The 18060-nt window shown below is 61.2% G+C and carries 20 protein-coding genes and 1 tRNA gene; 11 read left to right on the top strand and 10 right to left on the bottom strand.

Annotated features, from left to right (window positions below; all coding sequences use genetic code 11):
* Nucleotides 1-111: 111 nt before the first annotated feature.
* Genes yidC through rpmH form a run of 3 tightly spaced genes read right to left on the bottom strand, consistent with a single transcriptional unit; the run spans nt 112 to nt 2450 of the window.
* Entirely contained in the window at nt 112-1896 is a 1785-nt protein-coding gene (gene yidC / locus JOH52_RS04170; protein ID WP_013843865.1) for a membrane protein insertase YidC, read from the bottom strand.
* Complete coding sequence (rnpA, locus tag JOH52_RS04165; protein ID WP_013843866.1) at nt 1896-2294, bottom strand: ribonuclease P protein component; 399 nt, start codon at nt 2292-2294, stop codon at nt 1896-1898. The genes yidC and rnpA overlap by 1 nt, the downstream gene beginning before the upstream one ends.
* Before the next feature lie 21 nt (nt 2295-2315).
* Nucleotides 2316-2450: a 50S ribosomal protein L34 gene (gene rpmH, locus JOH52_RS04160; protein ID WP_003531576.1), complete on the bottom strand. Its 135-nt coding sequence runs from the start codon at nt 2448-2450 to the stop codon at nt 2316-2318.
* A 307-nt stretch (nt 2451-2757) separates the two neighbouring features.
* Here rpmH and JOH52_RS04155 point away from each other — a divergent pair, with 307 nt between their 5' ends.
* The 5 genes from JOH52_RS04155 (at nt 2758) to JOH52_RS04135 (ending at nt 9034) form a co-directional block, all read left to right on the top strand.
* Entirely contained in the window at nt 2758-4755 is a 1998-nt protein-coding gene (locus JOH52_RS04155; RefSeq protein WP_010968581.1) for a methyl-accepting chemotaxis protein, read from the top strand.
* Between the two features lie 243 nt (nt 4756-4998).
* On the top strand, nt 4999-5799 hold the full coding sequence (locus JOH52_RS04150) for a TVP38/TMEM64 family protein (RefSeq protein WP_010968582.1): 801 nt from the start codon (nt 4999-5001) through the stop codon (nt 5797-5799).
* Nucleotides 5800-5821: 22 nt separating this feature from the next.
* Nucleotides 5822-7243 (top strand): dihydrolipoyl dehydrogenase family protein, encoded by a 1422-nt coding sequence (locus tag JOH52_RS04145; RefSeq protein ID WP_014528902.1) that lies wholly within the window; start codon nt 5822-5824, stop codon nt 7241-7243.
* Nucleotides 7244-7317: 74 nt separating this feature from the next.
* Nucleotides 7318-8838: a sensor histidine kinase gene (locus JOH52_RS04140; protein WP_010968584.1), complete on the top strand. Its 1521-nt coding sequence runs from the start codon at nt 7318-7320 to the stop codon at nt 8836-8838.
* A gap of 119 nt (nt 8839-8957) precedes the next feature.
* A tRNA-Arg gene (locus tag JOH52_RS04135) sits at nt 8958-9034 on the top strand.
* On the opposite strand, the gene JOH52_RS04130 is transcribed toward JOH52_RS04135, so the two are convergent.
* The 4 genes from JOH52_RS04130 to JOH52_RS04120 all read right to left on the bottom strand — a co-directional run bounded on the left by JOH52_RS04130 (nt 9005) and on the right by JOH52_RS04120 (nt 11629).
* Complete coding sequence (locus tag JOH52_RS04130) at nt 9005-10057, bottom strand: recombinase family protein (RefSeq protein WP_307724241.1); 1053 nt, start codon at nt 10055-10057, stop codon at nt 9005-9007. The genes JOH52_RS04135 and JOH52_RS04130 overlap by 30 nt on opposite strands.
* Nucleotides 10054-10644 carry a recombinase family protein gene (locus JOH52_RS36110; RefSeq protein WP_307724242.1) on the bottom strand — a complete coding sequence of 197 codons (591 nt, stop codon included), beginning with the start codon at nt 10642-10644 and terminating at the stop codon, nt 10054-10056. The genes JOH52_RS04130 and JOH52_RS36110 overlap by 4 nt, the downstream gene beginning before the upstream one ends.
* 291 nt (nt 10645-10935) lie before the next feature.
* Entirely contained in the window at nt 10936-11355 is a 420-nt protein-coding gene (locus JOH52_RS04125) for a hypothetical protein (protein WP_107010397.1), read from the bottom strand.
* A gap of 82 nt (nt 11356-11437) precedes the next feature.
* Nucleotides 11438-11629 carry a hypothetical protein gene (locus JOH52_RS04120; protein WP_107010398.1) on the bottom strand — a complete coding sequence of 64 codons (192 nt, stop codon included), beginning with the start codon at nt 11627-11629 and terminating at the stop codon, nt 11438-11440.
* A 273-nt stretch (nt 11630-11902) separates the two neighbouring features.
* On the opposite strand from JOH52_RS04120, the gene JOH52_RS04115 reads away from it, so the two are divergent.
* From JOH52_RS04115 to JOH52_RS04105, 3 genes are read left to right on the top strand one after another with little or no spacing between them, the layout of a single operon-like run.
* Nucleotides 11903-12139 carry a hypothetical protein gene (locus tag JOH52_RS04115; protein WP_107010399.1) on the top strand — a complete coding sequence of 79 codons (237 nt, stop codon included), beginning with the start codon at nt 11903-11905 and terminating at the stop codon, nt 12137-12139.
* A gap of 25 nt (nt 12140-12164) precedes the next feature.
* Nucleotides 12165-12407, top strand: a complete 243-nt coding sequence (locus JOH52_RS04110) for a hypothetical protein (RefSeq protein WP_165803133.1) — start codon at nt 12165-12167, stop codon at nt 12405-12407.
* 57 nt (nt 12408-12464) lie between these two features.
* Complete coding sequence (locus tag JOH52_RS04105) at nt 12465-13673, top strand: tyrosine-type recombinase/integrase (RefSeq protein WP_107010400.1); 1209 nt, start codon at nt 12465-12467, stop codon at nt 13671-13673.
* Between the two features lie 259 nt (nt 13674-13932).
* Here the strand turns inward: JOH52_RS04105 and JOH52_RS04100 are convergent, their stop codons facing one another.
* Complete coding sequence (locus JOH52_RS04100; protein WP_133169884.1) at nt 13933-14409, bottom strand: hypothetical protein; 477 nt, start codon at nt 14407-14409, stop codon at nt 13933-13935.
* 285 nt (nt 14410-14694) lie between these two features.
* Here JOH52_RS04100 and JOH52_RS04095 point away from each other — a divergent pair, with 285 nt between their 5' ends.
* A complete protein-coding gene (locus JOH52_RS04095) occupies nt 14695-15609 on the top strand; it encodes an ArdC family protein (protein ID WP_107010402.1) in 915 nt (304 codons plus the stop codon).
* A gap of 41 nt (nt 15610-15650) precedes the next feature.
* Here the strand turns inward: JOH52_RS04095 and JOH52_RS04090 are convergent, their stop codons facing one another.
* Together JOH52_RS04090 and JOH52_RS04085 are read right to left on the bottom strand one after the other, a co-directional pair.
* Complete coding sequence (locus JOH52_RS04090; RefSeq protein WP_107010403.1) at nt 15651-15881, bottom strand: hypothetical protein; 231 nt, start codon at nt 15879-15881, stop codon at nt 15651-15653.
* Nucleotides 15882-15903: 22 nt separating this feature from the next.
* Nucleotides 15904-16581, bottom strand: coding sequence for a hypothetical protein (locus tag JOH52_RS04085; protein WP_107010404.1), 678 nt, complete (start codon nt 16579-16581; stop codon nt 15904-15906).
* 128 nt (nt 16582-16709) lie between these two features.
* Between JOH52_RS04085 and JOH52_RS04080 the strand changes: the two genes are divergently transcribed.
* The gene (locus tag JOH52_RS04080; RefSeq protein WP_141333292.1) at nt 16710-17543 is read left to right on the top strand and encodes a hypothetical protein; all 834 of its coding nucleotides are present in this window, start codon (nt 16710-16712) and stop codon (nt 17541-17543) included.
* Nucleotides 17533-17928, top strand: coding sequence for an ankyrin repeat domain-containing protein (locus tag JOH52_RS04075; protein WP_107010406.1), 396 nt, complete (start codon nt 17533-17535; stop codon nt 17926-17928). Before JOH52_RS04080 ends, JOH52_RS04075 begins: the two co-directional genes overlap by 11 nt.
* Nucleotides 17929-18060 lie beyond the last annotated feature (132 nt).

Genomic DNA, 18060 nt, shown 5'->3' with positions numbered 1-18060 from the left:
CATGCGAGAGGACCTGCCGATCGGAGCGTTTCACCGATTCAATGAAACGCTCCAGAGCATTCACTGCGCGCTTCCGGACGAAAACCGTTACACGCTTGTCCCGGAAATGCTCTATTCCGCCGGTTTCGGTTTCTTCGAAAAGAGCGACTTCAGATTGTCGAAGAGTTCGACCTTGACGCCCTGACGCTTCATGATGATGCCCTGCTGCAGGATCGACAGCGTGTTGTTCCAGGCCCAGTAGATCACGAGACCGGCCGGGAACGACGCCAGCATGAAGGTGAAGACCACCGGCATCCAGGTGAAAAGCATCGCCTGGGTCGGGTCCGGCGGCGTCGGGTTCATGCGCATCTGCAGGAACATGGTGACGCCCATGATGATCGGCCAGATGCCAAGATGAAGGAAGGCAGGCCCCTCGAACGGCAGGAGACCGAAGAGGTTGATGATCGTCGTCGGATCCGGGGCCGAGAGATCCTGAATCCAGCCGAAGAAGGGCGCATGCCGCATCTCGATGGTGACGTAGATCACCTTGTAGAGCGCGAAGAACACCGGGATCTGGATGAGGATCGGCCAGCAGCCCGCCAGCGGGTTGATCTTCTCTTCCTTGTAGAGCTGCATCATCGCCTGCTGCAGCCCCATTCTGTCGTCGCCGAATTTCTTCTTCAGTTCCTCCATCTTCGGCTGAACCTTCTTCATGTTCGCCATCGATGCGTATTGCTTGTTGGCGAGCGGGAAGAAGATGAGCTTGACGACGATCGTGGTGATCAGGATCGCGATGCCGAAATTGCCGAAGAGACGGAAGAAGAAATCCATCATTTTGAACATCGGCTTGGTGATGAAGTAGAACCAGCCCCAGTCGATCAGCTTGTCGAAGTTGGGGATCGAATAGGCCACTTCGTAATTGTCGACGACCGGGACTTCCTTGGCACCGGCGAAGACGAGGTTCTTCAGCTCCACGGACTGGCCCGGGGCAACCGTAACCGCATCGCTCTTGTAGTCGCTCTGGTAACGGGGGCGCCCGTCGGCGAAATGCGAGAAGCGGATGTCGAAGGGCGTCGCCTGCGGCGGCACGATCGTCGCGGCCCAGTATTTATCGGTGATGCCCAGCCACCCGCCGGTCGACTTACCCGGTTCGACGGGCTCGTCGTCTTCGACCTTGGAATAGCCGACTTCCTGCAGGCCATGCTCTCCCGCGACGCCGACGAAGCCCTCGTGGAGCACGTAGATGCTCGGAGTCGTCGGCTTGTTGAAGCGCGTGACGCGGCCGTAGGAAGACAGGGAAACCGGCGCCGCGGTCTCGTTCTTGATGCTGTCGACCACCTGGAACATGTAGCGGTCGTCAACCGAGATGGTCCGGGCAAAGGTGATGCCCTTGTCGTTCGTGTAGCTCAGCGTCACCGGCGTCGAGGGGGTGAGCTTGTCGCCGCCCGAAAGCGTCCATGTGGTCTGCGGACCCGGAACCGACCCGGTCGCATCCGATCCGATATAGCCGATTTCCGTGAAATAGCCGTCAGCGGTCTCCGCCGGGCTGAAGAGCGTGATGACCGGGCTCTTCGGGTCGACGGTTTCGCGGTAGCCCTTGAGCTTCAGGTCGTCGAAGCGTGCGCCGGTCAGGTTGATGGAGCCGGAAAGCGCCGGCGTGTCGATCGCGACGCGGGCGGATTTGCCGATTGCCTGATCGCGGCTTTCGCCTGCGCTCGGGATCGCACCGCCGGGCAGCGCCTGTCCAGGTGCAGCCGGCTGGGCGCCTGGCTGTTGCTGGGTCTGTTGCGCCTGCTGCGCCTGTTCCGCGGCAATGCGGTCCTTCTCCATCTTCGGGCTGACATAGAAGAACTGCCAGGCGATGAGGATCAGCACGGAAAGGGCGATCGCCACGAAATAATTGCGGTTGTTTTCCATCATGATTTCCTGGAACCGGCCGGTGGCCGCTTCTGTTTCGGCTTGTTTTCGATGCGATCTCGAAGCGCCCGAGTCAATGCGTCGAAAGGGGCATTCAGGAGATCGCGCCGGGCGACAATCACATAGTCGTGTCCGGGTTTCATTGCAAACCCGGCCGAAAGCCGCACGGCTTCCTTGAGGCGTCGGCGCATTCGGTTTCGCTCGACGGCATTGCCGTGTTTCTTGGTAACGGTGAAGCCGACGCGGGCTTCTCCCTCCGGATCGTTCCGGTCGAGAACTTCGAGGAGAAATAGCGGGCCCCTGCGGCTTTCACCAGCCCGGACCGCCAAAAACTGCGGACGGCTTTTCAGCCGCCCGACAGCCATCTTGTCTTTATCTGTCGTCATTTGCCCGGACATAAGGTTTCGGGCAGATCCGGCTTACGCCGAAAGACGCTTGCGGCCACGAGCCCGGCGGGCTGTGAGGACCTTGCGCCCACCCTTGGTGGACATACGTGCACGGAAGCCGTGACGGCGCTTGCGAACAAGCTTGGACGGTTGGTAGGTACGCTTCATTTATTTAAATACCGCGGTGTGCGGTCCTTCTTGGGTTTGCATGATGCAAGAGCGTTTACGCGCCGGGCATGGCTCCGCCAACGGGCGGCTCCACCGGACGTGCGCGGCTTATAGGGACAAAAACCCGATAAAGTCAATTCCCGGGCACCGGCGGCGTGCTCATGAATCGCCGTATGACACCTTAAATCGAGTGGGCCCGATGGGTGCTTTGTTAACCACGCGCATTTTAGCATTTGCTCAGTAGCGTGTAAGCCGTGAGTTACTTTCCCGTTTTAGGCGAGTATGCGGCTGGGGACAGGGACAGGACATGAAAATTCGCGGAAAGATAAACCTCATCGTCGGCATCATGAGTCTGCTGGCGATAGCGATCACCGGTATGTCGTTGCTGATCGTGAGCGAGTACAACCAACGGCTCGGTGAATACCAGAACGCCTCCGACCGGGCTTTCAAGGGCGAGCGGCTCAATCGCCTGGTAACGGCGGTGGTGATGGAGGCGCGCGGCATCTATGCGGCGCCAACGGTCGAGAAGGCAAAGCCTTTTGCCGAGGGAATTCTCAAGAACCTCGACAAGATCGACGCGCTGCTCACCGAGTGGCGGCCGCTGGTGCCGGCCGACGTCCTGCCCGCCTTCGATACCCTCGTCGAACGCGCGGAGGAATTCAAGACGTTCCGAAGCGAGACGGCTCGCCTCGGCACGCAGGTTGCGCCGAAAGCTGCCAACGAGCAGGGCAACAACGAAGCGAACCGGGCCAACCGCAAGGCGTTCCAGGCTGAAATCGACGTGGTCGTCGACGAGAACCTTGCCTCGCTTCAGACGATCACCGCGGATCTGGCCGACTACAAGCGCTCGATCGTGCTGATCGTCCTTGCAACCGCTGCCCTGGGCATGCTGGCCGGGATCGGTGCCGCCTTCTATATTGCGACCAATCACCTCAGCCGCCCGATTCTCGATCTGACGGGCAAGATGAAGCTGCTTGCCGGCGGCGATCTCTCGGTTGATGTGCCCTTCGCCGGGCGCAAGGACGAGATCGGCGACATGGCGGCGGCGGTCGAAGTCTTCAAGCAGAACAGCCTCGCCGTGCGCGAGCTCAACGCCCAGGAAGAGATCCTGCGCGAAAAGAGCGCGGACCTGCAGTCGAGCATCGCCACGGTCGTCGCGGCGGCTGCGGCAGGGGATTTCACCAGGCGCATCAGCAAGGACTACGACAACGACGATCTGAACCGCTTTGCGGCGAGCGTCAACGAACTGGTCAACAGTGTCGACACGGGCATCGCCGAGACCCGGAGGGTCATCGCAAGCCTGGCGACGGGCGACCTCACGCAAAGCATGAAGGGCCAGTTCCAGGGCGCCTTCGCCGAGTTGCAGACGAACGTCAACGATACCTTGCAGACCTTGCAGAAGACCTTGCGCGAGGTCCGCATGACGACGGACTCGATCAACGGGAACTCTACGGAGTTGCGCAGTGCCGCCGACGATCTGTCCAAGCGGACAGAGCAGCAGGCCGCAGCTCTGGAGGAAACCTCGGCGGCGCTCGACGAGATAACCGCCGCGGTTCGCAATTCGACGGAGCGGGCCCAGGAAGCGACCGTCATGGTCACGGAGGCGAAGGACAGCGCAGCGGAGTCGGCATCGGTCGTCCGCAACGCCATCGATGCCATGGGCCGGATCGAACAGGCATCGAGCGAGATCGGCCAGATCACCAACGTCATCGACGAGATCGCCTTCCAGACGAACCTGCTGGCCCTCAATGCCGGCGTCGAGGCGGCGCGCGCCGGTGATGCCGGCAAGGGTTTTGCCGTCGTTGCGCAGGAGGTCCGCGAGCTCGCCCAGCGTGCAGCCAGCGCCGCCAAGGATATCAAGTCGCTGATTTCAAAATCGGGCGGCGAGGTGGCCACCGGCGTCAAGCTCGTCCAGGCGACGGGAGCGGCGCTCGGACAGATCGAGACGCGGGTCCTCAAGATCAACGATCACATCCATTCGATCGCGACGGCCGCACGCGAGCAGTCCACGGGCCTCGGGGAGGTCAGCACCGCCGTCAACCAGATGGATCAGGTCACCCAGCGCAACGCCGCCATGGTGGAGGAGGCGAATGCCGCCACGCACAAGCTGTCTGCCGAGGCCGACAATCTCGCCAACCTCATCGCCTATTTCAAGGTCGAGCGCGAGGCGGTGCGTACGGTCGTGCCGGCAAAGGATGCGAGCCGGCCGGTGGCCTCGCCCGCCCGCCGCATGATGGGCACGGTCGCGCGCGCATTCGGCAACGGCTCCGCTGCGGTCGCCCGCGACGATTGGGAGGAGTTCTGAGGGGGCCTGCTGCAGCGCTGCAGTCGTCCGATTTCCAGCTTCGCTCGCGGTGATCTGCCGGTCGCCGCGAGCGGCACTTCCGAGATGAGCTTCCCTCGGGAGACGCCGCCGGCACTTTCACGCCGGCGTGACTTGCCGCCGCGGCCCGGTCACGCCGTCGTTTGTCGACGCGACGATTCGTTATTGGTTCGGGGGGTGAATTCCTTCTAATTCAGGGGCAGAATCTCACCGAAGGCAGATCGCATGAGCCATGGTATCAGCAACGGGGCAGAAGAAGGTCCGGCTCTCGAATCCTCGTCGAGCCGGCGAGACCTTCGGCCTGTTCCGCATCGCTCTCCCTGGCGCTTCCTGCCGATTTCGCTTCTGCTTGCGGGCGGCGTCCTGGGCTATGCCTACGGCCTGCAGGACTATGTCTCGCTGTCTGCGCTCGCCGACCAGCGCGAGACGCTCGCCGCCCATGTCGCCGCCCATCCGGTCAGTTCGGCTCTCGTCTTCTTCGCGATCTATGTCGCGGTGGTGGTCTTCTCCATACCGGCGGCATCGGTGCTGACGATCTCCGCCGGTTTCCTTTTCGGCTGCCTTGCCGGCGCGGCTATCACGGTTCTTGCCGCCACACTCGGGGCTTGCCTGCTGTTCATCGCCGCGCGCGGTGCCTTCAGCGACATCCTGAGGCGCCGTGCCGGCGGCGTCCTGGAGCGCCTTGCCGATGGATTTCGGGACAACGCCTTCCTCTATCTCCTGATCCTGCGGCTCGCGCCGATCTTTCCTTTCTTCCTGATCAACATCGCGCCCGCCTTCTTCGAGGTGAAGCTGCGCACCTATGCGCTCGCGACGCTGATCGGCATTATTCCGGGCACTCTCGCCTATACCTGGCTCGGCCGCGGCCTCGGCGACGTGATCGCTCTTGCTGCCGCAAGCGGCCGTGAATTCACCGTTGCCGATTTCGCCACCAGGGATATCTCGCTGGCGCTCGTCGCCCTTGCATCGATTGCTGCATTGCCTCTGGCATTCAGGGTAATACAGTCGCGCCGCAAAGGTGCATGACGGAGGCGGAGGGCCTAGCCGCGTGGCGAAAATACTGACACCCGACATCTGCGTGATCGGCGGCGGTGCCGCCGGGCTCTCCGTGGCCGCCGGGGCGGCCGCTTTCGGCGTGCCCGTCGTGCTGGTCGAGCACGGCCGGATGGGCGGCGATTGCCTGAATTACGGCTGCGTGCCGTCAAAGGCTCTGATCGCAGCGGCCAAACATGCGGACGCGATCCGCAAGGCTGCGGAATTCGGCATTGCCTCGGCGGAACCGATCGTCGACCATGAGCATCTGACGGCACGCATCCAATCCGTGATCGAAGCCATTGCACCGCACGATTCCGCGGAGCGCTTCACGAGCCTCGGCGTCGAGGTGATCAAGGAAACGGCCCGCTTCGTAGACGACCGCACGGTCGCTGCCGGCGACCGCATGATCCGCGCCCGCCGCTTCGTGATCGCCACCGGCTCCTCCCCGGCCATCCCCCCGATCCGCGGACTTGCGGAGACGCCGTTCCTCACCAACGAAACGCTCTTCGGCCTGAAACGCTTGCCGCGCCATCTCCTCGTCATCGGCGCAGGCGCGGTCGGCCTCGAGATGGCCGGGGCTCACCGGCGGTTGGGCGCCGATGTGACGGTCGTGGACAGTGCCGCGGCTCTCTCCGGTCAGGACCCGGAGCTGGCGGCGATCGTGCTCGACGGGCTGCGTGCGGAAGGCATGCTCCTGCACGAGCGCACGGTGATCCGCTCGGCGGAGCAAACGGAGACGGGAATCCGGCTCATCTGCGAGAACGAGAGCGGCCCTTTCGAGATCGAAGGGAGCGACCTGCTGGTGGCTGCCGGTCGTGCTCCCAATCACGGATCGCTCGACCTCGATGCGGCCGGCATCCGCCATTGCCCGAAACACGTAGAGGTCGGGGCGGACCTGAGAACGAGCAACCGTCGCGTCTATGCGGTCGGAGACGCGGCGGGCGGCCTCTTCACGCATCAGGCGAGCTATCACGCCCGGCTGGTGCTGCAGCAGATCCTTTTCCGCCTGCCGGGGCGCGAAAGGACGACCATCGTTCCGCAGGTGATCTTCACCGCGCCCGAACTGGCGCAAGTGGGGCTGACGGAGGAGCGCGCGCGGGAGAGCGCCCGGGGGGCAAGAACCGTTCGCCTGGACTTTTCCGCGAGTGATCGCGCCCGCACCGACGGATTGGATCGAGGGCTGATCAAGATCGTCGTCGGCAGGCGCGGGCGGGTTCTCGGCGCCGGCATTGCCGGCCCTGGAGCGGGAGAGATGATCGGTCTCTGGGCCTTCGCCGTCGCCAACCGCCTGACGCTCAGGCATTTCCAGACTTATGTCGCACCCTATCCGACGCTCTCGGAGATTGGAAAACAGGCGGCGATCTCCTATTATTCCCCCATGGCGCGAAATCGCCTTCTGCGGACCGCGATCCGGTTCCTGCGGAACTTCGGCTGATCCAGAGCAATTCCAGGAAAAGTGCGCAGCGGTTTTCCGTCCGGAGTTGCGGCAAAACAAAGGAATCGATCACGATGACCTTAGGTCTGGTCATCGTGATCCAGGGAATCTTTATGGTAGAAGACGCGCGTCCGGCCAATGCGAGTGCGGCACCCCGAGCGGCGGTCGGCTTTCTTGGCGGGCTTTCCGGCAAATTGCTGCTGCTGACGGTCGCCTTCGTGATGTTGGCCGAAGTGCTGATCTTCGTGCCTTCCGTCGCCAATATGCGCATTCGCTGGCTGCAGGACCGCCTGAACACCGTGGCGGCGGCGGCCGTCGTGGTCGACGGACTTCAAAATGTCGAGCTGCCCCGCGCCGTGCAGCGCGAGACGCTGATGGCGACCGGGACGAAGGCCATCGTCATCCGCCGCAAGGATGCCTCCCGGATGATCGCCAGCGTCGACATGCCCCCCGCGATCGACGGCGAATACGACATAGCCAACTTCACGGCTCTCGGCGCGATCCGGGACGCCTTCGACACGCTCATCTTCGGCGGCAACCGGGTGGTGCGCGTCTATGGCCCGCTGGGCGAAGGCGATGCGACGATCGAGCTGGTGATGAAGGACGCCAAGCTGCGCACGGCCATGCTCGTCTATTCGCGCAACGTCTTCCTCCTGTCGATCGCCATCTCGCTGATCACCGCGGCGCTGATCTTCCTCGCCATCAATCGCATGCTGATCCTCCCGATCAGGCGGCTGACCAAAAGCATGCAGGAATTTTCGGGCGAGCCGTCGAGCCCCGAGCGCGTGCTGGTGCCGCCGGAAGGCAAGGACGAACTGGCGGTCGCCGGTCAGCATCTGGCGAGTATGCAGCGCGAATTGCAGCGAACCCTGAAGCAGCAGAAGAGCCTTGCCGAGCTCGGCCTTGCCGTTTCCAAGATCAATCACGACATGCGCAACATCCTGTCCTCCGCACAGCTCATTTCCGATCGCCTGGCCGATGTCGACGATCCCGTGGTCAAGCGCTTCGCACCGACATTGCTCCGGACCATCGACCGCGCCGTCGGCTATACGCGCGAAGTCCTCTCCTACGGCCGCACGACGGAGGCCGAGCCGCATCGGCGCTTCCTGGCGCTGCGGCCGCTGGTCGAGGACGTGGCCGAACTGCTCGCCGTCGATCGCCAGGACGGTATCGATTTCGAGATACAGGTCCGCGATGACATCGAGGTCGATGCGGACAGCGAGCAGTTGTTCCGCGTCGTCCACAATATCTGCCGCAACGCGGTCGAGGCGCTGGCCAATTACAAGCCGGAGGATGGCTCCGAGCGGCGGATCTCGGTTTCCGCGGTGCGTACCGGCAGCGTGGTGACCATTTCGATCGACGACACCGGCCCCGGCATGCCGGCCAAGGCACGCGAAAATCTCTTCGCCGCCTTCCGCGGCTCGGCGCGCTCCGGCGGAACGGGCCTGGGCCTGGCGATCGCCCGCGAACTGGTGCTCGCCCATGGCGGAACGATCGCCCTTGTCGAAAAGCCCACTCCCGGCACGCTGTTTCGCATAGAACTGCCGGACCGCCCGGTGCGGCTCGATGCCTTCCGCGCCAAGGGACGTTCCTGAGATTCCGTCCCTTCCCGGCATCGTCGTAAAAATGAAATTTTTTCCCGAAGGCGCTTGCAATCGCCGAAAGGACGCTTTAGAGGATCGCCACGCAAGCGGTGGTCACCGCTTCCAGGCACGCACCCGTAGCTCAGCTGGATAGAGCACCAGACTACGAATCTGGGGGTCAGGAGTTCGAATCTCTTCGGGTGCGCCATTTGCGAACAAAACTGGGCACTCCTGCCGGAGCCGCCCCGCCACCCATCACCAGCCTTTCCAAAACGTCGCGCCGCCCGTGGATACGGATTTCCGCGTCATCGACTTCGACTTGGTCGATGACGGCGCGCAGATAGGCGCGGCGGAAGGGTACTGGTCCGTTCTTGACGTTCTCCCGCATCAGGCTTGCAAAAGACGCGATCTTTTCTTCGGTGATCCGCGTTTCGGGACGAAGCTCGGCAAAGGCCCGATCGAGGGTGGCCTTTGCCTGATCACGCTCGGTCTTGAGCGCGGCGACGCGGTCTTTCAGCGTGGGGTCGGCAAAATCCGCTACCCCGGTTTCGATAGCCTGATAGAGGCGCGACAAGCGTCCTTCGGCGTCGACCACCTTGTTCTGCAGCGCGGTCATGCGGTGGGCGTGATCCTCGGATCGCGACGCCTGCCGTTCAAGAAGGCCGCCAAGGATCGCCCGCACACGGTCAGCGGTGAAGAGCGTTTCCGCGAGCCGTTCGGTGACGAGTGTGTCGAGCCGGTCCATCGGGATCGACCGGCCCTTGCAGGCGGACTTCCCCTGCTGGGCACAGGTCGCGCAGGTGTAATAGCGATACCTGCCTGACTTGCCGGTACGCAGGGTCATCCCGCCGCCGCAGCTGGCGCAGGTGGCAATACCGGTCAGAAGGATAGGCCCCGTGACCACGCGCGGCGGCGTGGTCTTCGGGCTTCTCGCCTTCAGGCGGGTCTGGACCGCGTCGAACACGGCGGGCTCGATGATCGGGTCTACGGGCACCATGACCTGTTCGGTTTCCGGCTTGTCTTCCTTCGTCTTCCAGACCTTGCGGTTGAAGCGGTAGTCGCCCTTGTATGTCGGGCTCGTCAAAAGCTTGTGAAGCTGACCGATACCCCAGCGCGCGCCGCCGCGCGTGCGGTGGCCGCGCTCGTTGAGCCACGACGTTGCCGCCTTGACCCCGAGTGGTCCGCCCGTTCCGTCGCCCTCAGAGAGCAGCCGGAACATAAGCCGGATCACTTCGGCTTCCACGGGGTCGATAGCCAGGCGTTTCTTGGTTTTCGCGCCGCGCCGTTCCAGAAACCCTGCCGCGCGTTTTCTTTCATGGCACGCAGGACGTGTTTAGCGTTCTCCTTCGACTGATACTCGTCGAACAACGCAAACACCTGCCGGACCATGACGCTCATCGGATCATCGCCTAGGTCCTGCGTGATGCTGATCAGACGAATGCCATGCTTTCGCAGCTTCCTGACAAACATTTCGAGCGCGAAGTGGTCGCGCGCGAAACGGCTGAAGGAATGAACGACAACCACGTCGAAAGGGCTATCGCCGTTCGTTGCAAGGTCAAGAAGCCTTTGCAGTTCGGCGCGCTTTTCGTCGGTGCCGCTCAATCCGGCATCGACAAATTCGATAGCCACCTCCCAGCCGCGCGCCTTGCAGAACTCGGTCGCCTGACGCCTCTGATCGGGTATGGAAAGGTCGTTTTCGGCTTGGCGCCCCGTGGAAACACGAAGGTATAGCGCCGCGCGCAAATCCTGTCGGGGTGTACCGTCAAGCAGGGTCTTTGACAAAGCCTTCACGGCATTTCCCCTCAGCAGGTCTAACACTTCTATTTGTTGCCGCAATATGTGGCGCTTCCGAGTCCAGGGGCGGGACAACTTTCTCCAGCAGCTGGAGGATTTGTGGCATCAGATAGGCTTCGATGGCCTCCAGTTCTGCTGCACCCACAGGCGTGTCGCCATCCAGGTCAGAAAGCAGCAGGCAAGGGCAGAGGCTACCGTCCGCCCCCGTGCTTGCGCAGGGCGGACAAGACAGCACACAGCGATGGCCGGCATCGCGCCCGCGCATCTTCCCGTCCTCACTCTCTGGCTGGTTGGTTGTTTCATAGCGACCGGCTCCTAAAGCCGGTCGTCATCATCTGTATCATCAGGACCGCGCATTCCGCCGCCGGGGTCGGCGTTCGGGTGCTCGTCAACGCGGCGGACGTCTTTGTCGATCATTCCCTGGTAGAAGGGCGTCCCCGTGAGCTCGCGGAGCAACTCCAAGAAGCCTTTTCCAATGGCCTCCGATTCGGGAGTCCGCGTTCTGCCGCCGCCAAACGTGGCGGCGTTGTCATCCATCTCCCTGAAGTACATTCCGTCATGCGGATCGGGCGAATATCTCAGTGCGAAAAGCATACCCAGCAGGTTCACCATTTCCTGAAATGCTGCAACGACTTCCGGATGTGTCGGCCTTTGCCATTGGATAACTTCGTAGCCATCCTCGATCATTCGACGGAAAGAGTCCGGCATCGTCACCTCAACTTTGAAATTGGACATTCCTCACTCCTCATCCAACGAATTTCCTTGAGGGGGCTATTTAGCAGGCAGTTTAAGTCCGTTTCCACGCCGATTCCTCGCGTTAGCGAGGCCGGAAACCCGGCGCGCGCAGGGCGAGCAACCAGCGGACATGGTCGAGACTTTGCAGGATTTCGGCGCTCTCGATCGAGCCTTGTGGGCAAGCGGCAAGCGCCTTTTGCAGGGCGCCGCGCAGGACGTAAAGCTCGGACAAAGAGCGGGTCTGGAGATACAGGAGGGTGTAGGTAAGGGCCATCGAAATTCTCTTTCATTCTCACGGCCCCGGCATTCGGGGCCTTTGAGCCCCACACACAGATCATCGGCAGAAGGACCGATGTCGGGGGTCGGGAGTGAAAGAGGGGAGAGGGCGCGAACCTCAGCTTTCATATCGAAAGCCCGCGCATTGATGTTCGCGAGTTTGAGAAGAGCGTGGCGTTGATCACACCAGAATTTGAAGATCGGAAAAAATCCGTGCTATAATAACAGTATATATTTTGATGATATTGTTATGGATTTTTAAGTGTCGATTATGATTAGCGTTCGCGGCGATCTCACGATGGCCGACTTGCGCCAAGCTATTTTTGAAGCCATTTGCCAAATTGAAGATGAATACGGTGTGCGCCATTCGCGCAACGTGACGCTCTACCTCAATCCTACAGATGAATTCGGAGATCGGGTCGTCATCCGCGACCAGCTGGGCCGTGTCGTGTCCAAAGTAAACAAGAAGGGCCGCTATCGGTCGATGGCCGACGATTACAACCTCTGAAGGTGAGGCTGGGGGAGACAACGAGATGAAACTGCCGCCGTGTTATATCGGGCTTGAGCAGGCGAGACAGGTACTCGCCGAAATGGGTGTCGAGCTGAACGAGCGCCAGATGAAGCGCGCTGCGGATCGCGACGCCCACGGCCACCGCAAGCTGCCATTCTTCGTAGACCCTATCGAAGGGACCCTGAAAATCGAGAAGGGAACGCTGGTCGAAATTTACAATCGCCTTCACGTACAGGCGATGCACGATTTTAACAAAAACGCTTGACTTGAATGTTCCTATTTTGTTCTATACTTCATATAACAATAAAAAGACAGATATTGCATGGCAGATATAAGGAAACGTGTTGGTAAAAACGGCATAACCTATCAGGTCCGGTATTCCAGCAAATCAACCAAATCCGGTCGCGCTTTTGCCTCCTTCAAAACATTGAAGGAGGCGCGCGCTTTCACGGAGAATTTGGGCGCGATGCAGCATCCGACTGGCGGCAAGCTTACGGTCGCTGACGCCGTCCAGAAATGGCTCGATATTTGCGAGAAGATTGGTCGCGACGGGCGCGAGAAGGTCGAGCTGGAGACGCATAAAGAATACCAGCGCCGTGCGAACGTCATGAAGGAATATGAGTGGCCGAAGCCTCTACATGAACTGAAACCGGCAGACATCGTGGCGTTCCGGAATTGGCTCCTTGACCACAAGACCCGAGACCTTGCGCGCAGAACACTCTCTTCCTTTCATTCAGTAATGATCGAGATGCACCGGCAGGGTAAAATCCAGAGCGATCCAGCCGCCGGCATCACTATCCGCAGCGGCGGACGCTATGAAAGCGAGGAAGCAGAAGTCGAGATACCGACCGACGACGAGATGCGTGCGATCTACGCAGCTGCCGACCGGCTTGCCGCCAAGAACGACTTTATGGCTCAATGCTGGGCACGCTACAGACCAATGATCTATCTAGCCGGCTTCACTGGTATGAGGCCTTCGGAGTATCGCGGTCTTGCCTGGGCCCAAGTTAGCAAGGATCACATCAAGATTACGCAGCGGGCGGATCGAACGGGCAACATCGGTCCGGTTAAATCGCGTGCAGGGCGACGCACGCTCTACCTTCCCACGATCGTACTGGAAATGCTCAAGACCTGGCGCAAGGAGTGCCCAGCGTCGGATAAAGACCTCGTATTCCCGACGGCATCGGGAGCGCCCATGGCGCTGACCAATATACGCGTTGGGGCGTGGGACCCGCTCATGCGCGAGGCAAAGCTGATGAAAACCGTAAAGCGGCGCGGGAAAAAAGTCGTGGTCCCCAAATACACCCCATACGCGTTACGTCACTACTTTGCGTCGAAGCTGATCGAAACCGGCCGCGATCTGAAGTTCATTCAAACGGCCATGGGCCATTCCAAGATCGAAGTGACCTTTAATGTCTACGGACATCTCATCCGTGGACGTGAGGAACAACACAAGAAATCGGCCGAGGAGTTGGCCTTTCTCCTGCTCCCCGATAAAGCATGTGGCAAATCTGTGTCAAATACGCTGTAGCCCGCAGAAACATAGGTGTTTCAGCCAGCCTTCCAAGCTGGCTATGAGGGTTCGATTCCCTTCACCCGCTCCATGTTTGGGATCAGATACTTAGCTCCACACAGTTTCCAGAACTCACCCCAAAACAGCGATTTTTGCCACAAATCGTGAGTCCGCTGGAGCCCGCAGAAATCCTTACTTCTCCGCGCTGGCCCGCATGGGCTTGTGGCAAGCTTGTGGCAAATTTCGCTGCCCGGCAAACTACCGGGCAGCACGCCTCTCAATCAGCTGGAACGGAGTTCGGATAGGGCAATCGAGGCAGCCCTGGCAGGGCCATCAACTTCCGTGTGACGCTCCAGTTGTAATCGAGCGCCCTGACATCGTCCCCGGCGATCAGGCGGCCGACCTTCAGGTGGAACAGCGACTCGATGATGTTGTCGCCGCCGGCCCTCATCTGGCGGGCCTCTTTGTCCGCGTCCAGGTCGGTGCGGTATCCTCCGGCAGGCATGCCCTGAATGTGTTCGACCAGTGACTCTAAAGACTCGTCGTAAGCATGGCCGCAGACCTCGACCAGAAAGCGGAGCGTCCGGGCATACGACGTGTATCGCTGTCCATCCGGCTGGAGCAATAGCCCATACTCCTTGTCATAAGATGCCCGGTCGCGGTCCTCTCGCCCTGGATCGTCTTCGTTTTCCCAGTCGCACTGGCCGGTCATGGCCTCGTATCGAAAGAGACTGCGGTAAAGTTCGTCTCTCATAGCAACCTCCCTTTCCATTTACTCGTGCACTGCCTTGGCAATGGTCGCTTCCTGTCTGCGTTCTTCCGTGCCGTGCGGTTCGGCTTCCGGCGCCATGCTCATTGCAGCGGGTTTCCTCAAACATTGACGCTCAATTCCGGCCGGGCGCGCCGCCCGGTCAAACCCCGCCCGCACCACTCCCGCCGGGTAGAGGCGGGACCGTGTTAGGGCCTGACCGGCCGGCTCAATCGCCCGGCCTTGTTTCTCCGCGTCTTGAGAAAAACCCAAACGCAAAGGAGCAAGGTCATGTCGGCCACCAACGAAACCCCGCGGCAGGATGTCTACAGCCGCATCACCAACCAGATCATCGAAGCGCTTGAGCAAGGCGTGAAACCCTGGACGCAGCCCTGGAACGCTGCGCATGCCGCAGGCCATGTCTCCCGGCCCCTGCGCCATAACGGCCAGCCCTATGCCGGCATCAATGTCCTGACGCTCTGGGCATCGGCGATGACGGGACACTACGCCGCGCCGATCTGGATGACCTTCAAGCAGGCCATCGAGCTGGGCGGCAACGTCCGCAAGGGCGAGAAGGGCTCTCCCGTCGTGTATGCCGATACGATGCGGCGCACCGAGACCGATGAGGCCACCGGCGACGAGGCCGAGCGTTTCATCCCGTTCCTGAAGGCCTACACGGTCTTCAATGTCGAACAGATCGAAGGCTTGCCGGCTCACTTCCACGCGCAGGCCGACAACATCCAGAACCCCGACGAGCGCATCGCCCACGCCGAGACCTTCTTCGGAGCGACCCGCGCCGATATCCGCCATGGCGGCGACTGCGCCTACTACAGCCCGGCTCTCGACTACATCCAGATGCCCGGTTTTGAGGCCTTCCGCGACGCGCAGGCGTACTACGCCACCCTCGCCCATGAGGCCACGCACTGGACCCGCCATGCCACGCGTCTTGACCGTGATCTCGGCCGCAAGCGGTTCGGCGATGACGGCTATGCCCGTGAAGAACTGGTCGCCGAGCTGGGCGCTGCGTTCCTCTGTGCCGACCTGGGGCTTCGCCTTGAAGACCGGGACGACCACGCCGCCTATATTGGCCACTGGCTGTCCGTCCTGAAAGACGACAAGCGGGCGATCTTTGCCGCCGCCGCGCACGCGCAGCGGGCTGCCGACTATCTGTCGGGTTTCAGCCAATCCGAGGAGGCCGCCGCGTGAGCGGCGGCTTCCCATTGCTTTGCCTATCGCGCCCATGACGGTCAGCTCAAGAGGAATAGCAGGACGCACAGATTGATGATGAAGACAATCATCGCGGCGCCGGAGTGCTCCGGCCTGGGTGGAATGGGGGGCCCGTCGGACTGGTTTGACCCATACCAACCGTGCGTGTGCATTACGCTGCTGACTGCCCTGCCCGCGGGATGCGACGATATATAGTCCGGGTTCGAGGCGGCGATCGACATTTCGATGCCCCAGTTGTCGTTTTTGTACATGGCAGTATCCTTTCATTGGTTGTTATTGCGGTAACCCGCCGGTCTGTTCCCGCCATTCATCGGCGGGGGTCAGCGGTATGCGGCGGCGACTGCTCGCAAGGCCGTTCATGTACTCATCACAAAGCGTCAGGCGGGCTACGAAGGCGGCAGCACGCTTGCGGCCCTGCACTTCGGCGATATCCAGGCGCTGGCCCAGATATTCGAAGGCGACGATGCAGGAGTCGCTGAAGTAGCGGCGCATCCTTCTCGCCTGACCATTCAGGGAAGCGCGCTGGCGCTGATATTCGAGCTCGTCGTTTTCGGCGCGTGTCTGGTCATGCTCCAGGAGGATGAACCGGTGCGGATGGTTGCGGTCATAGGCCGTCCATACCTCGCCGTTCATCATCTCGAAATTGCTCTCGGTGAAGCGGACTGTCGTGGCCTGCCGCGAAGTTTCACGGAAGAACATCTGCAATGGTATCCGGCCAAGCAGCGCTGCGCCGAAGAGGACGCCCAGGCCTGCTGAAAGCTGGGGTTCATTGAAGATGTAAAAGAGACTGCCAGCCATAAGGCCCCATGACCAGTCCCTGGCTTTCTCATCCGCTTCCTGCAACTTCGTGGGTGACTGATGCTCGGCTGTGACGGTGATGACCGCCTGGCCATCGATTTCCACCAGCTCTGTCCGGGGTTCGCCCTCGAATGCTCGATGAATGGTGCTCATCGTAGACTGCCTTTCCAGAAAAGCCTTGTTGACAGCCTTTCCGCGTGAGAATTTGGCATCGAAAAGCGTGATGTTTCCTCGCGCTTTCCTCGCAAGGCACGAAGATTATGGAGTTTTCGGACGCGGCATTGAGGACAGTCAGGGCGGCCCTTCTGGAGTACCGCTCGGCGACGCGCGTCAACGGACGCAAGCGGTCCTGGTATGCTGTTGCCGATGCGCTGCACGACGGCTTTCTGGAAGATGACGAGACGCGCGAGGCCGACCCGCGGAAGGCTCTGGCAGAAGCGTTGAGGCGTTTTGCGGCAGCGACGCAGACTCCCACGCCGGAGCGTCTCGATGCCCTATGCCGGTATCTGATTGATAAGAAATTTCTGTCCGCAACCGATATGGAGGCGACTGTTCCCGAGCCGATTCTGGTTAGGGCCTTGCAGGATTACTTCGGTCTTGGCGGCGAAGCGGGAGAGAACGGGCCGCCGCTCTCCGCGACCTTTGTCGGCAGCCGCAAGATCGGACCCCGGACGGAATTGTCGTTCCTGACAATAGGGGACGAGCAGGCCGGAACTTTCGCCGTGACCGAAAAGCTCTACAGCCTGCCCGTCACGCCGCAATCGACAAAGCGGGACGCCCTGGCGCGCATACTGAGCCGCCACGGCGGAAGCGAGCGCCGCTACACCGGATGGATGGTCCGCTCACGAGGGCAACATTGCCTGTTTGCACGCGAAGACGTGTCGAGAGAAACAACACTCGACATCGTCCTGAGTTACCAGACAGACGTGCCGGATCGCGCCCCCGCCGACATGACACTCGTCAAGTCGCGGGATTTCGGCTTTGCGCCTATGGGCTACTCTCATGAGAAAATGAAAGTGCTCACATCTGACCACGATCCTGAAGAAGGACGCATGGCGCGTATCAAGGACAATATCTGGCACTACACGAAGGAGCAGGACGGCGATGGTGCCTGAAACGGGTTCTCCCGAGGACCGTCGAAGAAGCGGGCTACACCGCCAGTTCCTGGAAGCCGTGGGCCTTGGCGACACTGACAGAGTGCGCGGCTTTCTCAAAAACCCGGACATCGACGTCAATTACGCCGAGTCCGGCCAGGGCATGACGGCACTCCACATCGCCGCCGCACGGAACGCGGGCGCCGTTCTGCGCCTGTTGATCGCGAGCGGCAGATGCGATGTTTCAGCCAGAGATCATCGCGGCCGGACCGCCGCCACGCTGGCGGTCGTGCTTGGCGATAATCCAGTCACGGGGCGCTATTTGTTCGACCGTCAGTACGGGGGGGCGCCGGAAAGAACCCCGACTTCGTCAAGGGGATCTTCCCGGCGCGAGGCGGAAGGCTAGGGAGCCGCGAACTGCTGGCCGAACCATTGGCAGTCAAACGGCTCGAAATAGGTCATACACACTTCGCGCGAAGAGGCTCGAAAAGGCAGATATTAAGGGAAGAATAAGATCAGTGTCTCGAAGGGGCAATTT

Origin of the sequence: Sinorhizobium meliloti, from assembly GCF_017876815.1 — a bacterium.
Classification (GTDB): Bacteria; Pseudomonadota; Alphaproteobacteria; order Rhizobiales; family Rhizobiaceae; genus Sinorhizobium; species Sinorhizobium meliloti.
The sequence above is the reverse complement of the archived record's forward strand: the minus strand, read 5'-3'. Positions and strand labels throughout refer to the sequence as shown.